The organism is Actinoplanes ianthinogenes (assembly GCF_018324205.1).
GTDB lineage: Bacteria > Actinomycetota > Actinomycetes > Mycobacteriales > Micromonosporaceae > Actinoplanes > Actinoplanes ianthinogenes.
Genome location: NZ_AP023356.1, coordinates 7,632,501 through 7,653,551 on the forward strand (window position 1 = coordinate 7,632,501; position 21,051 = coordinate 7,653,551).

Consider the following 21,051-nt stretch of genomic DNA (forward strand, 5'->3'; position numbering starts at 1 on the left):
GAGACTGCGGGGGATAAGCTTCGTAGTCGAGAGGGAAACAGCCCAGATCGCCAGCTAAGGCCCCTAAGCGTGTGCTAAGTGGAAAAGGATGTGGGATCGCATGGACAACCAGGAGGTTGGCTTAGAAGCAGCCACCCTTTAAAGAGTGCGTAATAGCTCACTGGTCAAGTGGTTCCGCGCCGACAATGTAGCGGGGCTCAAGCACACCGCCGAAGCTGTGGCGTTCACACTTTGTGTGTGGATGGGTAGGGGAGCGTCGTGCAGCGGGTGAAGCGGCGGAGTGATCCAGTCGTGGACGCTGTACGAGTGAGAATGCAGGCATGAGTAGCGAATGAAGGGTGAGAACCCCTTCCGCCGGATGACCAAGGGTTCCAGGGCCAGGCTAATCCGCCCTGGGTGAGTCGGGGCCTAAGGCGAGGCCGAGAGGCGTAGTCGATGGATAACGGGTTGATATTCCCGTACCCGCAAAGAAACGCCCAAGACGAACCTCGTGGTACTAACTGCCCAAAACTGGTGAGGACTTCGGTCTGAGCCGGCGGCGGCCAGGACCTTCACGGGTAGTAGTTTAGTGATGGGGTGACGCAGGAAGGTAGATGATCCCGGCCGGTGGTTGTGCCGGGGTAAGCGTGTAGGCCGTGTCATAGGCAAATCCGTGACACATATAGGTTGAGACGTGATGCCGAGCCGTTCTGGTGAAGTCATTGATCCTATGCTGCCGAGAAAAGCCTCTAGCGATGTTTCGAGCGGCCCGTACCCTAAACCGACACAGGTGGTCAGGTAGAGAATACCGAGGCGACGGGTGAACTGTGGTTAAGGAACTCGGCAAATTGCCCCCGTAACTTAGGGAGAAGGGGGGCCGGACGCGTGAAGCCCCTTTGCGGGTGGAGCGTGGTATGGCCGCAGAGAGCAGGGGGAAGCGACTGTTTACTAAAAACACAGGTCCATGCCAAGTCGTAAGACGATGTATATGGACTGACGCCTGCCCGGTGCTGGAACGTTAAGGGGACCTGTTAGCTCTTCGGGGCGAAGCGGAGAACTTAAGCGCCAGTAAACGGCGGTGGTAACTATAACCATCCTAAGGTAGCGAAATTCCTTGTCGGGTAAGTTCCGACCTGCACGAATGGCGTAACGACTTCCCCACTGTCTCAACCACAGGCCCGGCGAAATTGCAGTACGAGTAAAGATGCTCGTTACGCGCGGCAGGACGGAAAGACCCCGGGACCTTTACTATAGCTTGACATTGGTATCTGAATTCGATTGTGTAGGATAGGTGGGAGACTGTGAAGCTCGGACGCCAGTTCGGGTGGAGTCGTTGTTGAAATACCACTCTGTTGGGTTTGGGTATCTAACTTGCGGCCCTGATCGGGTCGAGGGACAGTGTCTGGTGGGTAGTTTAACTGGGGCGGTTGCCTCCTAAAGGGTAACGGAGGCGCCCAAAGGTTCCCTCAGCCTGGTTGGCAATCAGGTGTTGAGTGTAAGTGCACAAGGGAGCTTGACTGTGAGACTGACGGGTCGAGCAGGGACGAAAGTCGGGACTAGTGATCCGGCACTTGCGTGTGGAAGCGGTGTCGCTCAACGGATAAAAGGTACCCCGGGGATAACAGGCTGATCTTCCCCAAGAGTCCATATCGACGGGATGGTTTGGCACCTCGATGTCGGCTCGTCGCATCCTGGGGCTGTAGCAGGTCCCAAGGGTTGGGCTGTTCGCCCATTAAAGCGGTACGCGAGCTGGGTTTAGAACGTCGTGAGACAGTTCGGTCCCTATCCGCCGTGCGCGTTGGATACTTGAGAAGGGCTGTCCCTAGTACGAGAGGACCGGGACGGACGAACCTCTGGTGTGCCAGTTGTTCTGCCAAGGGCACGGCTGGTTGGCTACGTTCGGAAGGGATAACCGCTGAAAGCATCTAAGCGGGAAGCTCGCTTCGAGATGAGGTATCCCACCACCTTTGAGTGGGTAAGGCCCCCAAGAGACTATTGGGTTGATAGGCCGGAGATGTAAGCACGGTAACGTGTTGAGTTGACCGGTACTAATAGGCCGAGGGCTTAACCACCCTAAATTTTATGCTTAGCGTCCACTGTGTGATTCACAGCAAACGAACAACCACCCCGATGTGCCGGTGACGGCATGAGGGTTGCTGGTTGGTTCTGCTGATGGCTGTTTCGGTGGTCATAGCGGAGGGGAAACGCCCGGTTACATTCCGAACCCGGTAGCTAAGCCCTCCAGCGCCGATGGTACTGCACTCGGGAGGGTGTGGGAGAGTAGGACGCCGCCGGACTCAACGTGAATGGAACGCCCACCCTTTCGGGGGTGGGCGTTCCTTTTTTTATGCCCGGAATTCGGGGGTGCTAGCGGTTCGCGAGGTGGACGGTTCGGGCGGGGAGGGCCATGCGAAGGCCGTCAGGCTTGATACCTCCGCATGGCCCTCCCCGCCCGAACCTTGCCTGCTCACCGGGACTGCCGCGGCTTCGGGACCAGCCAGGTGTGGTGTGGGGTGCGGGGTCGCTTCGGATTGCTGGGGCAGGTCGCTAGAGGTTTAGGGCTGCTTCTAGGCGGGCGATGTCTGTGGCATCTTTTGGCCGGCGTTTGAGGGCTGGGTTCCAGACGGGGTACATGCGTTTGAGTTCGATCTGGGCTTCCGGGGTGATGATCGGGCAGGAGATGCCGTTGAGGACTCCGGGTGGGCCGTCGAGCATGGTTGGGGGCCAGGGTTCGCCGGCCCAGGGGCCTGCCGCTACTACTGGGTGGCCGGCCTCGTCGCGGCCCAGGAGCGTCAGGCTTTGCTCTACGTCGTCTTTTGCCAGGTCGATCTGTTGGTCGTGAGGTGGCTCGGGGAGAAGTGTCCATCCTCGGGCGGCCAGCGCGCCGGCGAGGCGGTTGGCGTCCTCTTTCCAGATGAACCAGTCCACATCTACGTGTGGGCGGGTCACCTCGCCCAGATAGAAATCCATTGCCCAGCCGCCCCGCAGCCAGGCGGTGACCCCGGCTTGGCGTGCGACGGCCACGAGCTCTCCGATCGCAGCCAGCTGACGCTCAGCTCGGGCTCCGGGACCGGTGGACTCGGCCATGCGGGCCGAGTCGGCATGCTGGTGCCCTGTCTGTTGATCCACAGGCGGACGCTAACGTGGGCCGGCCATTCTGGATATTGAATTCCGTCTGCTTGCGCGAATGCCGTCCTGGCGAGGCCGCCCGAGCAGGGTGGTGGCCGGGCGGCTGGTGGGGCCGCCCGGGTGGGAGGGCGGGCTAGGTGCGGTCGCCGGTGATGTAGTCGGCCAGGGTGCTGCGTTCGGTTTCTAGTTCGTCGATTCGGTTTTTGACCACGTCACCGATGCTTACTACGCCGGCCAGGTGGCCGTTGACGACTACCGGGACGTGGCGGAAGCGGTGTTCGGTCATCAGGCGTTCGACGTCTTCGAGCCGGGCCTCCGGTGAGACGGTTCTTACCTGGGTTGTCTGGATCGTGCTTACCGGTTCGGTGAGGACTGCTGCGCCCTGGGCGGCCAGCGCCCGGACCACGTCTCGTTCACTGACGATGCCCTCGACCGCCCGGCCGTCCCGGGAAACCACTACCGCGCCGATCCGGTGCTTGGCCAGCGCGTCGACCAGGCCTCGCACGGACATGTCCGGTGCGACGGTCACCACGCTGTTGCCTTTGACGCGAAGGATGTCGCTGATCCGCATTGATCCTCCTGTGCCGGTTAGCCCCCGTGCCCCTTCCATCCCTTCCTGACTTCATGCCGAACCCACCACCCAAAGTCAAGAGCCTTCGACATACGTCAAACCATCTGCGCCTGGATCAGGGGGTCGAGCGAGTCCCGGGTACGGCGACGCCGCCGCCCGGGTGGGCGGCGGCGCCGGGTGGGGAAGGTCGTCAGTTGCGGTGGAAGGTGGGTCGCCAGGCGAAGCGGCGGGAGGGCTTGGCCCTGCGTTTGCGGAGGGCCAGCAGGGTGGCGGTGGCGGCGGCGCCGGCCAGGGCGATCAGGCCGGCCGCGACCGGCTTGCGATGGGAAGCGACGGCCTTGGCGGGGCGGGAGTCGCGGACGGTGGTGACCGCCTTGTTGAGCTTGGACGTCGCGGCCTCGGTCTTGGGGGTGTTGAGAAGCTGCTCCGGTGCATTCGTGCTCATCGTTCCACCTCTTCTCGACGGGGGGATGGGTGCTATGCCAGGCTTTATGCCCCTTCTCGCCTCGGTTTCAACCCGCACTGTGACTGAAGTTAATCGGAGAGTCACCCTGGCGTTGTCCGGGAACCGACAAAAGGTGCCAGTGGGCGGCGGTCACGGCCTCTACCCGGCCCGCCGGCTTGCTCATCGACCAGCGCGGTGACGGGGTGACCGCTGCGGTCGCCGCCGAACCCCGGCCGCCGGATGAGCCCTGACCGCCGGGCGCGCCTCGCCGCGGACCGGTGGCACGGTGCGGCAGGCAAAGACATGATCGGCGGCCGAGAAAATCTGGTCTGTTGAGACTAGACATTCTCGGCGTGGGTGGATAGAGTCGTCTCCGTTGACGACGGAATCGGTAAAAGACGCCGACGTAACAGGCCGAGCGTCGAAGCAGGGCCCGGAAGTTCTCGTGGCTCGCTCGGTAACCGCGGTGGAATCGCATCGCCGCGCGCAACATGGCACATGCACCACAAGACCTTGACGTAATTCCAGGTCAGGGCACCGCAGGCAGAGCCGGTGCAAGCTTCATGGCTCCGCCTGATGCAGGAAGAGTCCGCCGCACATGTGCGGGGCCGCGAAGTCGCGTGGGGCTCTCACATCGGCGGATGGCACGTAGTTGGTGAAAGAAGAGGAAAGGGAGGGCTGGACGCCGTTGGATCGCCCGCCGTCAGGACGTAGTTCCAGTTCTGCGGGTGGACACCGTAGTCCCATCGAAGTGAGGTGGTCTCCGGTCACGCTTACGCGATCCTCGCACCGCCTGCCGATGGTGGCAGGGTGCGGAAACGAGAACCCGACGAACCTGTCGGTAGATGGTGTTTTCAACCCGTAGCCCTGGGCCCCGGCGCGTTCTGCGCCGGGGCCCTCGTTCATGACGAGGACATGTATGGCCCCATCCGAAGACATGCTCAACGACGACGACTATCCGGCCTACACCATGGGCCGTGCCGCCGAGATCGTGGGCGCCTCGCAGGACTTCCTGCGCCGCCTCGACGAGGCGAAACTGATCATCCCGTTCCGCTCCGCCGGCGGACACCGCCGGTACTCCCGCTACCAGCTGCGTCTGGCTGCCCGGGCCCGGGAGATGGTCGACCAGGGCACCGCTCTGGAAGCCGCCTGCCGGATCATCGTCCTCGAGGACCAACTCGAAGAAGCCCTTCAGTACCACCGCGACCACGAGTGCCGCCAGCAGGCGGGCGCCGTCTGACCCCACGCCGCGCGGTCCTTCTCCACCCCGGGAAGGACCGTTCGCCGCCACCCGCACGGCCTGCCGGCACCACCGGGACGGGGACACGCGGGCACAGCGCGGGCCGCTGTCCGTTCTGTGCTAAGGTCTCCGTGTTGCAGTTTTGATTTCCGAAGACGTTCATAGCGCCTGATGGGTTATCTGAAACCCCCAGGCGCTTTTTCGTTTTGTCGTGTCGGTTCGGCGCGGGCGATCAACGCGGCGGCGTAAGAGTCCGCACACCGCGGACTCCACACAGCCTGCGAAGGAGCAGACATGGCTACAGGTACCGTGAAGTGGTTCAACGCCGACAAGGGCTTCGGCTTCATCGCGCAGGACGGCGGCGGCCCCGACGTCTTCGCCCACTTCTCCGCGATCGCGTCGAGCGGCTTCCGCAGCCTCGACGAGAACCAGAAGGTGGAGTTCGACGTCACCCAGGGTCAGAAGGGCCCGCAGGCGGAGAACATCCGCCCGCTCTGATCCACTCTGCGAACGGCGGCCCGACTGGTTCAGCGGGCCGCCGTTCGGCATTTCCGCGGGCGGGACACACCGTCACCGGCCTGAAGCTCACCAGGCGCGTGCGGGTTCTCAGCGGGTCAGGGGCGGCGGATCGAGACTGTGGTCGCGCCGGCCTGCTCCCGCGGGCTGGCCGTGGGTCAGTGGATCACGGTGAGGGCGCCCGTGGGGCGGGCGGGGCGGGGCGTGCGGTTTTTGGCGCGTCAAGGGCAGCGGATCGAGACCGCGGTCGCACCGGCCTGCTCCCGCGGGCTGGCCGTGGGTTAGCGGATCACGGTGAGGGCGCCCGTGGGGTGTGGCGTGCGGGTTTCCGGCGGGTCAGGGGTAGCGGATCGGGACTGTGGTCGCGCGTCGGCCTGCTCCTGCGGGTTGGCCGTGGGTCAGTGGATCACGGTGAGGGCGCCCGTGGGGCGGGGCGGGGCGTGCGGTTTCTGGCGCGTCAAGGGCAGCGGATCGAGACCGCGGTCGCACCGGCCTGCTTCTGCGGATTGGCCGTGGGTTAGCGGATCACGGTGAGGGCGCTGGTGGGGTGTGGCGTGCGGGTTGCCGGCGGGCCAGGGGCAGCGGATCGAGACCGCGGTCGCGCCGGCCTGCTCCGGCGGGCTGAGCGTGGGTTAGCGGATCACGGTGAGGGCGCCCGTGGGGCGGGGCGTGCGGGGGCGGCGGCGGAGGGTGCGGGCCGCTAGGACGAGGAGCAGGACGGCGGCGGCGTCGCGCAGGGTGGCGAGGGCTGTGGCGTACCGGGAAATGTCGGGTGTCAGGATCGCCTGGAGCAATCCGGCGGTGCCGGCGCTCAGCGCCGCCGCGGCGGCGAGGCGGGAGAGTCGGCTGCGCAGTGAGCGGAATCGGTCTCCGTGGCCCTGCCACCAGCCCGGTGCCCAGCGGTCCGTCAGCACCGCGAACAGCAGCGCGGGCAGCGTGCCGGCGGCGGCCAGGCTGAACGCGAGGAGCGGGCCCGCGCCGTTCAGGGTGGCGGCGACCGCGGTGACCGTGGCGAGGACGATGACGTCGAAGCGACGGCGGCCCGTCCGGCTCTGCGCGAGCAGCCAGAGTGCGGCGACCGGCAGCGGTGAGAGGAAGAGGAATCCGCCGGCCCAGAAGGCGAGCAGGTAGGCGGCCGCGAACGCGGCGGTCCGGGCGGCGTGGCGGGCGACCGTCATGTGCCGACCATCGGCGGCGGCCGCCCGTGGTTGAACCTTCTATTCGATGCCGACCTCGTGGAACGCGGCGCTATTCGATGCCGACCTCGCGGAAGGCGGCGCTAGTCGATGCCGACCTCGCGGAAGGCGGCGCTATTCGATGCCGACCTCGCGGAAGGCGGCGCTATTCGATGCCTACCTCGCGGAAGGCGGCGCGGACGGTCTGCGGGGCGTTGCGGCTGACCTTGCCGTCGCGGGCCAGGATGCGGGCCTGCTCGGCGCAGAGATAGGCGCAGTCGGTGAACACCGCGGTCGGCCAGAGGTTCTGCAACGCGGCGTAGAAGATCCGGGCCGCCGGGTACGAGCCGAGATCAATCGCGGACAGGTAGAAGGCGCGGTTGATGATGCCGCTGTTCACGTGCGGATCGCCGTTCGGTACGTACTGCGCCATGTGCGCGGCCTGCGGGTCCTTGCCGAGCACCGGGTTGTCGTACGCGGTGCCGGGGTGGGCCATCGAGCGGATCGCCTCGCCGTACATGGGGGCCGCCATCACCTCCTCGCCGATCAGCCAGTTGTGCTCGCCGGCGTCGGCCTTCTGCACGAATTGGTCGACGCACGCGGCGAAGATGTCGGAGAAGGCCTCGTTCATCGCCCCGGACTGATCTGTATACAGCAATCCTGCGGTGTGTTGCGTGACGCCGTGGGTCAGCTCGTGCGCGCACACGTCCACGTCTCGGGTGAAATCCTGGAAGATCTGATCGTCGCCGTTCCCGAAGACCATTCGGGATCCGTCCCAGAACGCATTGTCATACTTGTCGCCGTAGTTGACGTCGCCCAGCAGCGTCATCCCGGCATTGTCGATCGAATCCCGTCCTAGCACCTCGCGAAAGAACTCGCGGGTGGCGCCGAGTCCGTCGTATGCGGCGTTCGCGTTCGCCGCCGCGACCGGGCTGTCGCCCTCGCCGCGGACCACCGTGCCGCCGGTCTCGAACTGCTGCTGGTCGTCGAAGATCTGCCGGTCACCCCGGCCCGGGCGCGGCGCGGTGAGTGCCTCCATGCTGGTCAGGCCGCTGGTCTGGCGCTGCTGCCGGATGGCCGCGGACGCCACCGCGGTGCGCTGCGCGGCTTCGGCGTCCAGGCCCAATTGACGGGCATTCCGCGCTATGTGATCGATGATGTGCGATGGAATGTAGAAGCAGATCGGCCCGGGCATGATTTCTCCCCTCGCTGCGGACCGGTTGACGCGGTCCCGCGCGCCGACATTGGCACCGTCGCGACATGAATTCTGTCGGCTCTCGAGCAGAGCGGCGTCAGTTCTTGAGCAGAGGTTACTGTCGGCCGCCGGTCCCGGGAATCACACGTTCGCGGCACCGCGTCGGCGACCACCGCGGAATCGGAAAATGATGCCGTCGGTGCGTCTCGAGACTTAACCTACCTCTCCGATAGAGGATGTTGACTATCCGGAGTGGACGTGGCTAGGCTCCGAGTCGATCTTCATGAACGACGGGGAACCGGGAGAAACCGTGTCATCGATTCGAGGCCGGGCGGCCGCCGCTGCCGCGGCAGCGCTCACCGCCGGCGCGCTCCTCGGCGCCCCCGCCGAGGCCGCCACCAGCGCTTTCGGTCCGTCCGCCCCGCAGAATCCGTACACCGCGCCCGCCGGCGGCGCCACCACGCACGGCGACAGCGCCTCGGCGAAGACGTTCACCGGCCCCGGGTTCGCCGGCAGCTCGGTCAAGGTCAGCAGGTCGACGCTGCTCGCCGCCTGCCCGACCCTGCTGCACGGCGCGGACGGCGCGCTGCTCGGGCTCTGCACCGAGTACCTCGGCCAGGCGCCCAGCCTCAAGCTGCTCGACAAGAGCTCCGGCGCCGCGGTCGCCTCCCTCCCGATCACCAAGGGCGCCCTGCTCGGCGGGGTCTACGCCTACCTGGACGACCAGGACCGGGTGGTGATCGTCGACGGGAACCGGGACCTGCTCCGGATCGCGCACACCGCGACCTCGCTGACCGTCACCGAGAAGACCCCGCTCGCCGCGGTGATCGCGGACGGGGACGCGGTGGTCGGGGTGATCCCGGCGTACGACGGGCGGGTCTGGTTCGTCACGGCGGCCGGGACCGTCGGGGCGGTGAACCCGGGGACCGGCGCGGCGACCACCTATCAGCTGCCGGTCGGCGAGAAGGTGGCGAACAGCGTCTCCACGGTTCCCGGACGATTCGCGGTGACCAGCGACCACGCGCTCTACGTCTTCGACACCACGGCGGCCGCCCCGAAGCTGCTCTGGCGCTACGCCTACGACCGCGGCCCGGCCCGCAAACCCGGCCAGCTTTCCTGGGGCAGCGGCGCGACGCCGGTCTTCTTCGGCCCGGCCACCGGTTACGAGTACGTCGCGATCACCGACAACGCCGACCCGCACATGAACCTGGTGGTGCTGCGGACCGACGGCACGGGCACGCCGCTCTGCGTGCAGCCGCTGTTCACCGGCGAGGCCGCGAGCGGCACGGAGAACGCGCCGGTCGCGGCCGGCCGGTCGATCTTCATCACCAACACCTATGGGTACGACTACCCGGCTCTGCCGGACGACGCCGGGGAGAGCGTGCCGTCCGACGCCGGCTTCGACGGCGGCGTGGCCCGGATCGACGTGAACGCCGCCGGCACCGGTTGCGCGATCACCTGGTCGACCACCACCCGCAGCGCGGCCCTGCCCCGGTTGTCGGTGACCGACGGCAAGCTTTACACCGTCGTGCAGGACGGCCTGCTCAACGGGTTCTACGCCGCCGCGATCGACGCCACCACCGGCGCGGTCAGCGACAAGGCCCTGCTGGGATACGGCTTGGTCAACCCGCTCCAGACCGCCGGCACCCCGATCGGCCGAACCTATTACCAGGGCACCGTGACCGGAGTCCTGACCATCAGGCCCAACTGAGGTTCCCTGCCGCCCAGCCGGGGTTTTCCGCAACCACCCGCGGACGTCGCCCTTGCGGGTCGGGCGTTCTGGACGCGCCAGCGGCCAGCCCGGCCCGGAAGGGTCCCTGGCGGGAGCGACGATCAGTGATCAGCGCGATCCGAGTCAGCCTGAATTTGATCTTTATGGTGGGCGACCGGAGGCGTGCGGACGGCGGTGGATGTGGTCAGCATTCGGCTTTGCCGAGGCGCCAGTAGCCCATGAAGGCGACGGCGCGGCGGTCGACGCCGCAGGTGCTGACCAGGTGGCGGCGCAGGGTCTTGATGACGGCTGCCTCGCCGGCGAGCCAGGCGTAGAAGCCGTCGGTGGCGGCGGTGCCGTCCGGGACCTCCCAGAGCAGGCCCTCGTCGACGTCGACGTCCTCGAGGTCGGCGCAGGTGGCGCCGGCGGCGTCGCCGAGCAGGTGTGCGGCGGCGGATCGGACGGCCGGGACTAGTTTGGCGCCGTGCGGGGCACCGTCGCGGGGGAGCCAGGTGACGCGGACGCCGGGGGGTGCGGAGACCAGCAGCTGGTCGCCGGACTCCGGGACCTCCAGCAGGACCTCGCCGCGCATGCCGGCGGGCAGCCCGGTGAGGATGGAGGCGATCGCCGGGACCGCGGTCTCGTCGCCGACCAGCAGGATGCGGTTGGTGTCGGCGGGCGGGTGGAAGTCGATGCCGCCGTGCGGGCCGGGGAAGTCCGCGTTCGGCCCGAGCAGGCAGGCGATCGCGCCGGGGGCGGCCGCGACGGCCCAGCGGGAGGCGGGGCCGCTGACGCCGTGCAGGACCATGTCGATGTCGACCTCGCGCAGGTGCGGGCGGACCGCGCGGACCGTGTACGTCCGGATCGGGTTCTGCCGCTCGGCGGGCAGACCGCGCCACCGGGCGAACCAGTCGCCGCCCATCGGCAGGTGGTCGATGCCGCAGCCGTCCAGCGGCGGGATCAGCTTGCAGCGCTGGTCGAACCCGTTGTCGGCGAACCGGTCCAGGTCGTCGCCGGTGAACGTGACGCGCAGGAAGCTGGGGCTGAGCCGGGTGACCCGGACCACCTCGACCGGGAAGAAGCGGAACGGCAGCGCCTCGGTCGACGGCACAACGGTCTGGGTCACGGATTCCTCCCCGCACTGGTTTAGGTAACCCTAACCTAAGCTACCCGGGGCGCCGCAACCCGACCGCAACGAACGGTTCCCTGCGACGGGGTCCGGGGCGGCCGATCTCAGGGGTCCCATCGCAGAAGGAGCCGCAGATGCCGCAGACCTCGACCACGTCCTTGACGTTCAGTGACGCCGGGGCGCTGGACGACTGGGCGGCCGCCCTGGAGCCGCCGACGGTGCTGATCGCCGACGACGACGAGGACGTGCGTGACCTGCTCGGCACGAAGCTGCGGGCGGCCGGGTACCGGACGCTGATGGCGGCGGACGGGCGGACCGCGATGGCCCTCGCCGTGGGGGAGCGGCCCCAGCTGGTGCTGCTCGACGTGCAGATGCCGGGGCTGGACGGGCTGGGCTTCTGCTACGAGCTGCACTCGTCGCCGCAGACCGCGGACATTCCGGTGATCTTCATCAGCGGCCGGGCCGACCAGTCCGACATGGAGCTCGGGCGGATGGTCGGGGCCGAGGACTACCTGGCCAAGCCGATCGACCCGGCCGAGCTGCTGCGCCGCGTCGCCCGGCTGCTCGGGGACTAGACCGGTTGCCCACCCGGACGTCGACCACGGCGCCGGCCATCGCGGTGCTCCCGGAGCGGATCCGGCCCGTGGCGACGGACCATCGGTCAAGTCGCAAGGCCGGAGCACACCGGCTTTCTGCCGGACTCGGCTTCAGCCACGAATCGATTCGCCGGGATCGCGCGGCTGTGGGAGGGAAGGGTCGATGGTGCGACCTAAGATCTCGCAGTATTGCGCCAGCCAATGCCGGGCTTCTCGGTGAACGTCTTGTTCAAGATCGCCGTGGTCCAGGTACAGGGAGTCCAGACGGTCGCGTTCGGCTTGGGTCACGTCAGGGCGGTGGCGGGGCCGTCGGCTGACGACTCGTGTCCCCTTCGAGGTGATCAGACCTCGTATGGTGCTGGCCAAAGGCTGGTCGTTGAGGTCCGTGGCGATGACCAGTGCCTGTGCCAGGCGTCCGGGCCAGCCGCCGGCCGGAAGCCATGCGACAACGTCGCCGCGACGGACATCCTCCGGTGACATCATCAGCAGAGCGAGCTGGCGCCGGCTACCGGCGAACGACATTACGTCGCGACACAGCGCCTGCACGGCGACGGCCTGGTCGGCGCCCAGTCGGCTGCCCTCTGGCCAATCGAGGCGCACGCCGACGTGATCGAGAGGGATGGACAGGCGTCCGTAGTCCTCGAATGCGGGGCCGAGGCGAGCGTCTCCGACGAACACGCGCCAGCGCGGGCTCTCGCCATCGCGGTCGACCACAGCCCGATATTCGAGGTCGGCCATCGTCCAGGCAAGCCAGCCGCGCCCCCATGACCGCGCCCCGGCAGGAAACAGGTTGTCCCGCAGAGCAGCCGTGACGAGGCCGCCGGGCGTCATTGCGCGAGCCATCGCCTTCTCCTGGGTTCCCACAACCGTGTCGCTCGTAGCCGCATCGTCGGCCCGCCCCGGACGTTATCAGTGACTCTGCCGCGATCCGTGCCCCTGCGGGCGGAGCGGCTCTGATGCGATCTCGGAGTTGAGGCGGCGCCGACCGTGACCGCAATGCCCCGGCCGCTACTACACCCGGAACCGGGAGACCACCTCGCGCAGCTCGCCGGCGACGCGGGTGAGTTCACTCATCGACGCGTCCGCCTCGCCGAGGGCGGACGTGGTGGCGTGCGCGGCGCTGGCCACCGCGTTGATGCTGCCGGCGATGCTGGTGCTGCCGCCGGCCGCCTCGCCGATGCTGCGGCTCATCTCGTTGGTGGTGGCGGTCTGCTCCTCCACGGCGGACGCGATGGTCACCTGGTAGTCGTTGATCTCCGAGATGATCCGGGAGATCTCCTGGATCGCGGTCACCGCGTTCTCGGTGTCGGCCTGGATCGCCTGCACCCGCTGGGCGATGTCCTCGGTGGCCTTCGCGGTCTCCTGCGCGAGGTCCTTGACCTCGGTGGCGACCACCGCGAACCCCTTGCCGGCCTCGCCCGCGCGGGCCGCCTCGATGGTCGCGTTCAGGGCGAGCAGGTTGGTCTGCTCGGCGATGCTGGTGATCGTCTTGACCACGTCGCCGATCTCCGCGGACGACTCGCCGAGCTTGGCCACGGTGTTGTTGGTGACCTGGGCGACGTTGACCGCGCTCGCGGCGACCTGGGCGGCACTGCTGGCGTTCTGGGAGATCTCCCGGATCGACGCGCCCATCTCGTCGCTGCCGGCGGCCACCGACTGCACGCTGGCGGAGACCTCGTTGGCCGTGCCGGCCACCATCCCGGCCTGCTCGGCGGCCTCCCGCGCCTCGGCGTCCAGCCGCCTGGTGATGCTGCCCAGCCGGTCGGTGACCTCGCCGAGCGTGCCGGCGCCGTAGGTGAGCTGACGGACCGTGGTCTGCAAACCCTCGCGGGCCCGGTTCACCGCCTGGGCCATCAGGCCCAGCTCGTCGCGGGAGCGCACCTCGGCCGCCACGGTGAGATCGCCGTCGGCGACCGCGCCGAGCGCCGACGAGACGGTGGCCAGTTGCCGCTGGATCAGCCGCATCACGCCGAAGCCGACGAACGCCGCCACCACGAAACCGATCACCAGCCCGATCAGGGTGACCAGCCGGGATCGCCGGTACTCCTGGTCACCGGTGGCGGTCATCGCGTCGGCGTCCGACTCCTCGGCCTTCTGGAGCTCGTCCATCGCGCCGTTCATGCCGGCCTCGGCGTCGGCGAAGGCCTTCAAGATCTGGTCGGGGGCGGGCATCTCGAAGCCGGCCGGCGGGGGCTTGCGGAGGATGACCACGTCACGCAGGCCCCGGTAGCGCTGCAACGCGTCGGCGAAGGTGTCCAGCCGGGACAGCCGGTCGGTGGCCCCGGAGTCGGTGGCGATCTTGCGATAGGCGGCGGCGGCCGTGTCGATCTGCGTGTCGGCGGCGGTGATCCCGGTCAGGCCGGCCTGGATCAGCTGGTCGTTGCGCTGCGGGCCCTGCCCGGAGGCGACCAGCAGCATGCCGCGGAACAGGTTGGTGATGCCGCCGCGCAGGTTGGCCAGCTGCTCCATGCTGTCGACGTGGTGGTCCTTCATCCTCTGGAGGTCGTCGCGGAGATCGGCCATCCGGGTGAGCGAGACCACGGTGACCAGCAGGGCGACCACGGCGACGCAGGCCGCCGTGACGGTGCTCTTGATCAGCAGGCTGCGGTCGCCGAGGACCCGGTCCAGCAGGTTGCGGCGCACCGTGGCGGTGGTATCCGGCTGCATCGGTCCTCCCCTGGTGGTCGGACCCACTCTAGAATTCTTTTCATGTCTTTTTAGCGGTATTGCCCAAGACGTCCGGCGAGTGCCCGCTGGCTGCGCCAGGCGGGACGGACCACCCGGTACGCCAGGACGCCGCCGACGCACAGGACGTAAAGCCCCCACCAGTACGCCCCGGCCACCGCCGAGCCGGTGAAGTCGCTCCCGGCCCAGAGCTGATGTGGCAGGGCCAGCGTGACGCCGAAGCAGGCGTACAGGTCGAGGGCGTGCCGGCGGACCGTGCGCAGCGCGGCCACCGTGACGACGGCCAGCACCGCGGCGCCGCCCGTCGCGAACAGCATCCCGGGCCCGCCGGGCCAGCCCCGCTCGGCCAGCATCAGGGCCAGGTGCGCGGCGAGCAGGCCGAGCGACCGGGTCGCCGCCCAGCGCCGCCAGTGCAGCACCTGGTCGGCGCCGAACGCGCGGATCACCGCCGGGATCCGGGCCAGCAGCAGCGTCTGCACCAGCAGCAGGTCGGCCGACCAGAGCCCGGCGAGCCGCCCGGCCGCGCGGACCGCGGTCCACCCGAGCGCGGCGCCGTGCTGCACCCCGCCGTCGCGCACCCAGAACGCGGTCACCACCAGCAGGCTCAGCCCGACCAGGAAGCCACCGGCCTCGGCGGCCCGGCGCGGGACCGAAGCGGTGGTCGTCATGGCCGGATCATCGGGCATCGGGTTGAGTTCGCGGTTAGTTCCCGCTGTGAATCGGCTGAGGCATAGCAGAGTGGTCGCTCAGAAAGGGCGGTGAGCGGTGGCGCGCGAGCGGCACGCCCGCCGGTAGGCTGCGAAGATGGCCGACGAGGACGTGGTCCGGGAGTTGCTCGCCGCGGTTCCGGCCGGCTGTACCTGGCTGCTGCCGATCAGTGACGACGACGGCGCGGTCGTCGACTTCCGGGTGGCCGCCACCAGCGACCAGATCCCGGACGTCCACCGCCGTGGCGCGCAGCGCGTCGACCATCGGCTCAGCGAGCTCTACCCGTCGATGGTGGACGGCCCGCTCTGGCGGCTCTACCTCGAGGTGCTGGACACCGGCACACCGGCCACCATGGACGAGTTCCGCTACGAGGCGTCCCGTCCCGGCGTGGTCGCCGAGTCCCGCTTCGAGATCAGCGTGCACCGGGTCCTGGGTGGCCTGCTGGTCTGGTGGAACCGGGTCGACGAGCACCGCCGCCGGCTGGAGAGCACCGAGGCGCTGGGCAGCCTCGGCTGGGCGGAGTACGACCTGACCACCGGCCGCTCCGAGTGGTCCCCGGGGATGTACCGGATCTTCCGCCGGGACCCGGCCGACGGGCCGCTGCCGCAGTCCGAGCAGTCCGCCGCGGTGCTGCCCGAGGACCGCGGGATCGCCGAGGCCGCCTGGCAGACCCTGGACGTCGGGGCCACCTCCGACGTGACCGTCCGGTTCCGGATCGGCGACGAGGCCCGCCACCTGCGGATCCTCTCCGACCTGGCCCGGGACGCCGGCGGCCGGCCGGTGAAGATCTACGCGGTGGTGCAGGACGTGACCGCCCGGGTGGCCACCCGCACCGAGATCGAGCGGCTCAGCGACCAGGTCCGGGACCGGGAGCTGAGCGCCCTGGCCGAGCACCGGGTGGCCCGGCAGTTGCAGCAGATGATCCAGCCGGTGCCGGACGGCTCGTTCGACCTGGACGGTCTCGAGGCGATGGTCAGCTACCTGCCGGCGGAGAGCGCGGTACGGGTCGGCGGCGACTGGTACCACGCGCAGACCCTGCCGGACGGCCGGGTGGCGCTGGCCGTCGGCGACGTGGCCGGGCACGGCATGGAGGCCGCCAGCGGCATGGCCCACCTGCGGTTCGCCCTGGTCGCGTGGCTGTCGGTGGGCATCCGCGACCCCGGACAGCTGCTGCGCCACCTGAACCAGCTCTGCGCCCAGCTGGGCATCACCGGCACCGCGGTGGTCGGCGTCTACGACCCGGAGACCCGGCTGCTGCCCTGGGCGCGGGCCGGGCACATGGCGCCGCTGCTCGGCCGCCAGGGCCGCGCCATCGACCTGGAGCGACCGCCCGGGCTGCTGCTCGGCGCGGAGACCGAGGCCGACTTCCCGGTCGCCGGCGCCCGGCTGGAACCCGGTGACCTGGTCCTGTTCTACACCGACGGGCTGGTGGAGCGCCGGGGTGATCCGACCGGCCGCGCGGCCGAGGTGCGCGAGCACCTGAGTGCGGTCTCCGCGGCGCCGGGCGACGATCCGCTGGGCACGATCCATCGGCTGCTGCACGCGCCGAGCCCGGACGACGACACCTGCACGCTGGCGGTGCGCGTCCGGTGACAGCGCCGGTCAGAGATGCAGGCGGATCCGGACCAGCGTCCCGCCGGGCACGTCGGTGGTGGAGACCGAGTCGCAGACCCGCTCGACGATGGCCAGGCCCCGCCCGCGGATCGCCTCGGCCGACGGCATCGCCCGGCCGAACGGGCGCGGCCCGCCGCCGTCGACCACGTCGCAGATCAGTTCGCCGTCCTCGGCCCAGACCCGGATGTGCCCGCCGCCGCCGGTGTGCTGCAGGGTGTTGGTGGTCAGTTCGCTGACCGCCAGGGTGAGCAGGTCGATGCGGGCCGGGGACAGGCCCAGCTTGAGGGCCCGCTCGGTGACGAAGGTGCGGACCAGCCGCAGGTCGTCGGGCTCGGTGTACGACATGCCGTCGGCGTCGCTGGGCTGCTCAGCCATGGTGACCCTTTTCGGCCTGCTGCTGCGAGGGCTCCGGGAGCAGCGCGTCGAGCCCGGTCAGCTCGAGGACCGCGGCGACCGGGCCGGCGGCGCCCGTCACATGGATCCGGCCGCCCCGGCTGCTGGCCGCATGATAGGCCGTGACCAGGGCGTGCACGCCTGTCGAGTCGAGGAAACCGACGTCCGTGACGTCGACGATCACCACGCCGCAGCGAGTGACCGCGTCCAGCAGGATCGCGGTGAGCCGATCACGGGCGGCGAGGTCGCAATCGCCGGAGAGGATCACCGTGATCCGGTCCGGCTGTGCGGCCGTCCTCGCCTCGAAGCTCGCCATCGACCGCCGTACCTTTCCCTGCCGGGGAACGCCTGCCCGGCTCATCATGACACCCGCGGGCCCGGAACGCGCCTGCCGGGACCCGGAAAGCAGGACGCGCGGGCGCCGTTCGGCCGGCGCCCGCGCGGGGAGGTGCTGTGCGTCAGCCCTGGGCCAGAGCCTCGCAGCAGGTGTCGATCAGCAGGCGGGTGACCACGTACGGGTCGACGTTCGCGTTCGGGCGGCGGTCCTCGATGTAACCCTTGCCGTCCTTCTCCACCTGCCACGGGATGCGCACCGACGCGCCACGGTCGGAGACGCCGTAGCTGTACTCGGTCCACGGGGCGGTCTCGTGCAGGCCGGTCAGGCGCTGCTCGATGCCGGCGCCGTAGCCGTCCACGTGCTCCTGGCGCTTCTTGCCCAGCGCCTCGGCCGCGGTGATGATCGCGTCGTAGCTCTCGCGCATCGCCTTGGTGGAGAAGTTGGTGTGCGCGCCCGCGCCGTTCCAGTCGCCCTTGACCGGCTTCGGGTCCAGGGTGGCGGAGATGCCGTAGTCCTCGGCGATGCGGTACAGCAGCCAGCGGGCGACCCACAGCTCGTCGGCCACCTGCGGCGCGGCCACCGGGCCGATCTGGAACTCCCACTGACCCGGCATGACCTCGGCGTTGATGCCGGACAGGTGCAGGCCGGCCTCGAGGCAGGCGTCCATGTGCTTCTCGACGATCTCGCGGCCGAAGACCTCGTCCGCGCCGACGCCGCAGTAGTAGCCACCCTGCGGGGCCGGGTAACCGCCACCGGCCGGGAAGCCGAGCGGGCGGCCGTCCTGGAAGAAGGTGTACTCCTGCTCGATGCCGAAGATCGACTCCTGGTCGGCGTACTTCTCGGCGACCTCGCGCAGGGCGGCGCGGGTGTTGGTCGGGTGCGGGGTGCCGTCGATCAGCTCGACCTCGCACAGCACGATGATGTTGTTGCCGCCGCGGATCGGGTCCGGACAGGTGAAGACCGGCCGCAGCACACAGTCCGACTTGTCACCGGGCGCCTGGTTGGTGCTGGAACCGTCGAAACCCCACAGGGGCGGCTGCTCGCCGTCGGCCAGGATCTTGGTCTTCGACCGGAGCTTCGCGGTGGGCTGGGTTCCGTCGGTCCACAGGTACTCGGCCTTGACAGCCATGTGAAATCTCCTCAAGTCAAAACGGCGCCATGCTGGCAGTGCCGGACAACCCTGGCGCGGCGCGAGGACCGTAACGGCCGAAGATCAAATCCATGTTTCCGATCCCGACCAGCGGACGGGTGATCCCGGTTACCTTCCGGTCACCAGCTTTCGCTCACGGTTCGCCGAGGGAGGCGATTAAGAGCGATTTTTCGGTACGCAACGGGCACCGTCCCGCGACGCGGGGGCGAGGGTGCTCATCGCGTACCGAAATCGGATCTGAGGCGGGAGGGAGCAGCGGACCGTGACCCGTCGGTGGAGTGGGGGCCGAAGGCCCTGTCCACAAAGAAGCAGTACGTTAATAATGTGACGGGCCCCACAGCCTTGCCCGGCGGGGGCCGAGCAACGACGATCGGGGGAAGCAGGCGCAGGAGGAGGCGGGCGCGGTGCACACCCAGAGGATCGTCGTCGGCTACGACGGCTCGGCGGAGGCGCGGAAGGCGGCCCGCTGGGCGCTGGACGAGGCCGAGCGGAGCGACTTGCCGGTCGAGCTGGTCTATGCCTACGAATGGCCCACCTACGTGCCGGCCGCCGCGATGATGCCGGCCGCCGCGGTCTATCCCGACGTCGACACCGACCTCGCGGTCGCCGACATGCTCGGCCGGGCGGTCGACGCCGCGATGAGCAGCCACCCCGGCGTGCGGGTCTGGGCCCGTGTCGAGCACTCCACCGCGGCGGTCGCGCTGATCCAGCGGGCCGCCGACGCGTCGCTGGTGGTGCTCGGCGGCCGCCGGCTCACCGGGATGCGGGCCTGGCTCGGCTCGACCAGCGGCTCGGTGAGCGCGCACGCCCGCTGCCCGGTGGTGGTGGTCCGCGGCGAGCCGCGGGCGACCGACCCGGTGGTGGCCGGGGTGGACGAGTCGGAGGCGGCCGGGCAGGTGCTGGGCTTCGCGTTCGAGCAGGCCGTGATGCGCGGCGTCGCGGTCCGCGCGGTGCACGGGTGGTCGCCGCCGGACGGGCGGGATCTGCTCTGCGAGACGAATCTGCGGGCGATCGGCGAGGAGCGCGGCCGGCTGGAGGCGATGGTCGGCTGCTGGCGGCGGCGGTACCCGGGAACGCCGGTCAGCGCCGAGGTGGTGGTCGGCTCGCCGGGGGAGGTGCTCGCCCAGGCCGCGGCCGGCGCGCAGCTGGTGGTGGCCGGGGCCCGGACCCGCCGGGCGCTGCGGACCGTGCTGCGGCCGTCGGTCGGGCGGCACCTGCTGCACCGGGCCCGGTGCAGCGTCGCGCTGGTCAGCCGGACCCGGGCCGCCATCCGGTTCTGAGCTCCCCGCTCAGCTCTTCCGCGCGGCTCAGCTCTCCCGGGCGGCTCAGCTCTCCCGGGCGGCCAGGTACTCAGCGGCGTTGCGCTTCCACTGCTCGGCCTCCTCGGCGAAGTCCGGGACGTCGGCCGGGTCGAAACCGCCCGCGAAGAACTCCTTGATCGCGGCGTTCGCGCCGGCCGCGATCGGCCCGGACCGCTCCAGCATCCGCCGTTCGTAGCGGAGCACGGCCTCGTCCGGCGACGGGCCGGCGGCGATCTCCCGGGCCAGCTCGGCGCCGTCGAGCAGCGCCAGGTTGACCCCCTCGCCGCCGAACGGCGACATCAGGTGCGCGGCGTCGCCGAGCAGCGTGAAGCCCGGGCGGTGCGGCCAGGTCAGCGGGGCCGGCAGCGCGAAGATCGGCCGGTGCACCAGGTCGCCCTCGCTGTCGGTGATGACCCGGCGTAGCTCGGGGGCGAAGTGCGCGTAGCGCTCCAGCAGGTCGTCGCGCGTGCCCCGCCAGTCCGCCTCGACGGTGAGGCCGAGGTAGCCGCGGACGTGGCCGCCGCTGTTGCGCTGGAGGATGATGTTCTGCCCGTCGCCGTTGGCCCACATGTGCCCGGCCCCGACCAGCGCGGCGATCGCCGGGTGCCGCCGGTCCACGTCGGTGAACCGCACCTCGACGAAGCTGATCCCGGTGTACTCCGGGGTGGCCGTGGTCAGCCTCGGCCGGACCCGGGACCAGGCGCCGTCCGCGCCGATCACCAGGTCGGCGGTGACCGGCGCGCCGCCGGCGAACCGGATCTCGCCCCCGTCGCGGACCTCGGTGACCCGGTGACCCCAGCGGACGGCGCCCGGCCGCAGCGAGGCGGCCAGCAGCTCGCGCAGCTGGCGGCGGTCGATCTCCGGCGCGGCGGTCTCGGTGTCGTCGACGACGTGCTCCATGACCAGGGCGCCGGACGGGTCGAGCATGCGCTTCGACTGGGACTCGGGCCGGGCCAGCGCGGCGAACTCGGCGGTCAGGCCGGCGTCGGCGAGCGCGATCTGGCCGGTGTCGGCGTGGATGTCCAGGGTGCCGCCCTGGTCGCGGGCGACGACCGAGGCGTCGGCGTCGTAGACGGTGGCGTCGATGCCGTGCAGCTGGAGGACGCGGGCGCAGGCGAGTCCGCCGGGGCCGGCGCCGATGATGGCGATTTCCATCGTGATGTCCCTTCGTGCCGTG

19 protein-coding genes and 2 rRNA genes (1 of these 21 cut by a window edge) are annotated in these 21,051 nt (G+C 69.4%); 8 read left to right on the plus strand and 13 right to left on the minus strand.

Annotated features, from left to right (window positions below):
- Together Aiant_RS34475 and rrf are read left to right on the plus strand one after the other, a co-directional pair.
- Positions 1-2,051: ribosomal RNA gene (locus Aiant_RS34475) — 23S ribosomal RNA — on the plus strand; it begins 1,027 nt to the left of the window's first position.
- A gap of 108 nt (positions 2,052-2,159) precedes the next feature.
- Positions 2,160-2,276: ribosomal RNA gene (gene rrf, locus Aiant_RS34480) — 5S ribosomal RNA — on the plus strand.
- Positions 2,277-2,526: 250 nt separating this feature from the next.
- Here rrf and Aiant_RS34485 read toward each other — a convergent pair.
- From Aiant_RS34485 to Aiant_RS34495, 3 genes are all read right to left on the minus strand, one after another.
- Positions 2,527-3,108 carry a nucleotidyltransferase domain-containing protein gene (locus Aiant_RS34485; protein ID WP_229830813.1) on the minus strand — a complete coding sequence of 194 codons (582 nt, stop codon included), beginning with the start codon at positions 3,106-3,108 and terminating at the stop codon, positions 2,527-2,529.
- 133 nt (positions 3,109-3,241) lie between these two features.
- The gene (locus Aiant_RS34490; RefSeq protein WP_189333814.1) at positions 3,242-3,679 is read right to left on the minus strand and encodes a CBS domain-containing protein; all 438 of its coding nucleotides are present in this window, start codon (positions 3,677-3,679) and stop codon (positions 3,242-3,244) included.
- 190 nt (positions 3,680-3,869) lie between these two features.
- Complete coding sequence (locus Aiant_RS34495) at positions 3,870-4,124, minus strand: hypothetical protein (RefSeq protein ID WP_189333815.1); 255 nt, start codon at positions 4,122-4,124, stop codon at positions 3,870-3,872.
- Between the two features lie 919 nt (positions 4,125-5,043).
- Between Aiant_RS34495 and Aiant_RS34500 the strand changes: the two genes are divergently transcribed.
- Positions 5,044-5,364 (plus strand): helix-turn-helix domain-containing protein, encoded by a 321-nt coding sequence (locus Aiant_RS34500; protein ID WP_189333816.1) that lies wholly within the window; start codon positions 5,044-5,046, stop codon positions 5,362-5,364.
- 294 nt (positions 5,365-5,658) lie between these two features.
- Entirely contained in the window at positions 5,659-5,862 is a 204-nt protein-coding gene (locus tag Aiant_RS34505; RefSeq protein ID WP_189333817.1) for a cold-shock protein, read from the plus strand.
- Between the two features lie 650 nt (positions 5,863-6,512).
- Here Aiant_RS34505 and Aiant_RS34510 read toward each other — a convergent pair.
- Positions 6,513-7,058: a hypothetical protein gene (locus tag Aiant_RS34510; protein WP_189333818.1), complete on the minus strand. Its 546-nt coding sequence runs from the start codon at positions 7,056-7,058 to the stop codon at positions 6,513-6,515.
- 163 nt (positions 7,059-7,221) lie between these two features.
- The gene (locus Aiant_RS34515) at positions 7,222-8,250 is read right to left on the minus strand and encodes a M4 family metallopeptidase (protein ID WP_189333819.1); all 1,029 of its coding nucleotides are present in this window, start codon (positions 8,248-8,250) and stop codon (positions 7,222-7,224) included.
- 310 nt (positions 8,251-8,560) lie between these two features.
- Here Aiant_RS34515 and Aiant_RS34520 point away from each other — a divergent pair, with 310 nt between their 5' ends.
- Positions 8,561-9,961, plus strand: coding sequence for an NHL repeat-containing protein (locus Aiant_RS34520; protein WP_212846600.1), 1,401 nt, complete (start codon positions 8,561-8,563; stop codon positions 9,959-9,961).
- 205 nt (positions 9,962-10,166) lie between these two features.
- Here the strand turns inward: Aiant_RS34520 and Aiant_RS34525 are convergent, their stop codons facing one another.
- Positions 10,167-11,087, minus strand: a complete 921-nt coding sequence (locus Aiant_RS34525) for a siderophore-interacting protein (protein WP_189333820.1) — start codon at positions 11,085-11,087, stop codon at positions 10,167-10,169.
- Between the two features lie 137 nt (positions 11,088-11,224).
- Here Aiant_RS34525 and Aiant_RS34530 point away from each other — a divergent pair, with 137 nt between their 5' ends.
- Positions 11,225-11,665, plus strand: a complete 441-nt coding sequence (locus Aiant_RS34530) for a response regulator (RefSeq protein WP_189333821.1) — start codon at positions 11,225-11,227, stop codon at positions 11,663-11,665.
- A gap of 132 nt (positions 11,666-11,797) precedes the next feature.
- On the opposite strand, the gene Aiant_RS34535 is transcribed toward Aiant_RS34530, so the two are convergent.
- From Aiant_RS34535 to Aiant_RS34545, 3 genes are all read right to left on the minus strand, one after another.
- Positions 11,798-12,550 carry a hypothetical protein gene (locus Aiant_RS34535; RefSeq protein WP_189333822.1) on the minus strand — a complete coding sequence of 251 codons (753 nt, stop codon included), beginning with the start codon at positions 12,548-12,550 and terminating at the stop codon, positions 11,798-11,800.
- A gap of 147 nt (positions 12,551-12,697) precedes the next feature.
- On the minus strand, positions 12,698-14,353 hold the full coding sequence (locus Aiant_RS34540) for a methyl-accepting chemotaxis protein (RefSeq protein ID WP_189333823.1): 1,656 nt from the start codon (positions 14,351-14,353) through the stop codon (positions 12,698-12,700).
- Between the two features lie 50 nt (positions 14,354-14,403).
- Positions 14,404-15,039, minus strand: coding sequence for a ferric reductase-like transmembrane domain-containing protein (locus Aiant_RS34545; RefSeq protein WP_189333824.1), 636 nt, complete (start codon positions 15,037-15,039; stop codon positions 14,404-14,406).
- Between the two features lie 136 nt (positions 15,040-15,175).
- Between Aiant_RS34545 and Aiant_RS34550 the strand changes: the two genes are divergently transcribed.
- Positions 15,176-16,672 (plus strand): PP2C family protein-serine/threonine phosphatase, encoded by a 1,497-nt coding sequence (locus tag Aiant_RS34550; protein WP_189333825.1) that lies wholly within the window; start codon positions 15,176-15,178, stop codon positions 16,670-16,672.
- A gap of 9 nt (positions 16,673-16,681) precedes the next feature.
- Here the strand turns inward: Aiant_RS34550 and Aiant_RS34555 are convergent, their stop codons facing one another.
- The 3 genes from Aiant_RS34555 to glnII all read right to left on the minus strand — a co-directional run bounded on the left by Aiant_RS34555 (position 16,682) and on the right by glnII (position 18,552).
- Positions 16,682-17,068, minus strand: a complete 387-nt coding sequence (locus Aiant_RS34555) for an ATP-binding protein (protein ID WP_189333826.1) — start codon at positions 17,066-17,068, stop codon at positions 16,682-16,684.
- On the minus strand, positions 17,061-17,402 hold the full coding sequence (locus Aiant_RS34560; RefSeq protein ID WP_189333827.1) for an STAS domain-containing protein: 342 nt from the start codon (positions 17,400-17,402) through the stop codon (positions 17,061-17,063). The genes Aiant_RS34555 and Aiant_RS34560 overlap by 8 nt, the downstream gene beginning before the upstream one ends.
- Positions 17,403-17,544: 142 nt before the next feature.
- Positions 17,545-18,552, minus strand: coding sequence for a glutamine synthetase (gene glnII, locus Aiant_RS34565; protein ID WP_189333828.1), 1,008 nt, complete (start codon positions 18,550-18,552; stop codon positions 17,545-17,547).
- Positions 18,553-18,977: 425 nt separating this feature from the next.
- Between glnII and Aiant_RS34570 the strand changes: the two genes are divergently transcribed.
- On the plus strand, positions 18,978-19,853 hold the full coding sequence (locus Aiant_RS34570) for a universal stress protein (RefSeq protein ID WP_189333829.1): 876 nt from the start codon (positions 18,978-18,980) through the stop codon (positions 19,851-19,853).
- 45 nt (positions 19,854-19,898) lie between these two features.
- Here Aiant_RS34570 and Aiant_RS34575 read toward each other — a convergent pair whose 3' ends face one another.
- The gene (locus Aiant_RS34575) at positions 19,899-21,029 is read right to left on the minus strand and encodes an FAD-dependent oxidoreductase (RefSeq protein ID WP_189333830.1); all 1,131 of its coding nucleotides are present in this window, start codon (positions 21,027-21,029) and stop codon (positions 19,899-19,901) included.
- Between the last annotated feature and the right edge of the window lie 22 nt (positions 21,030-21,051).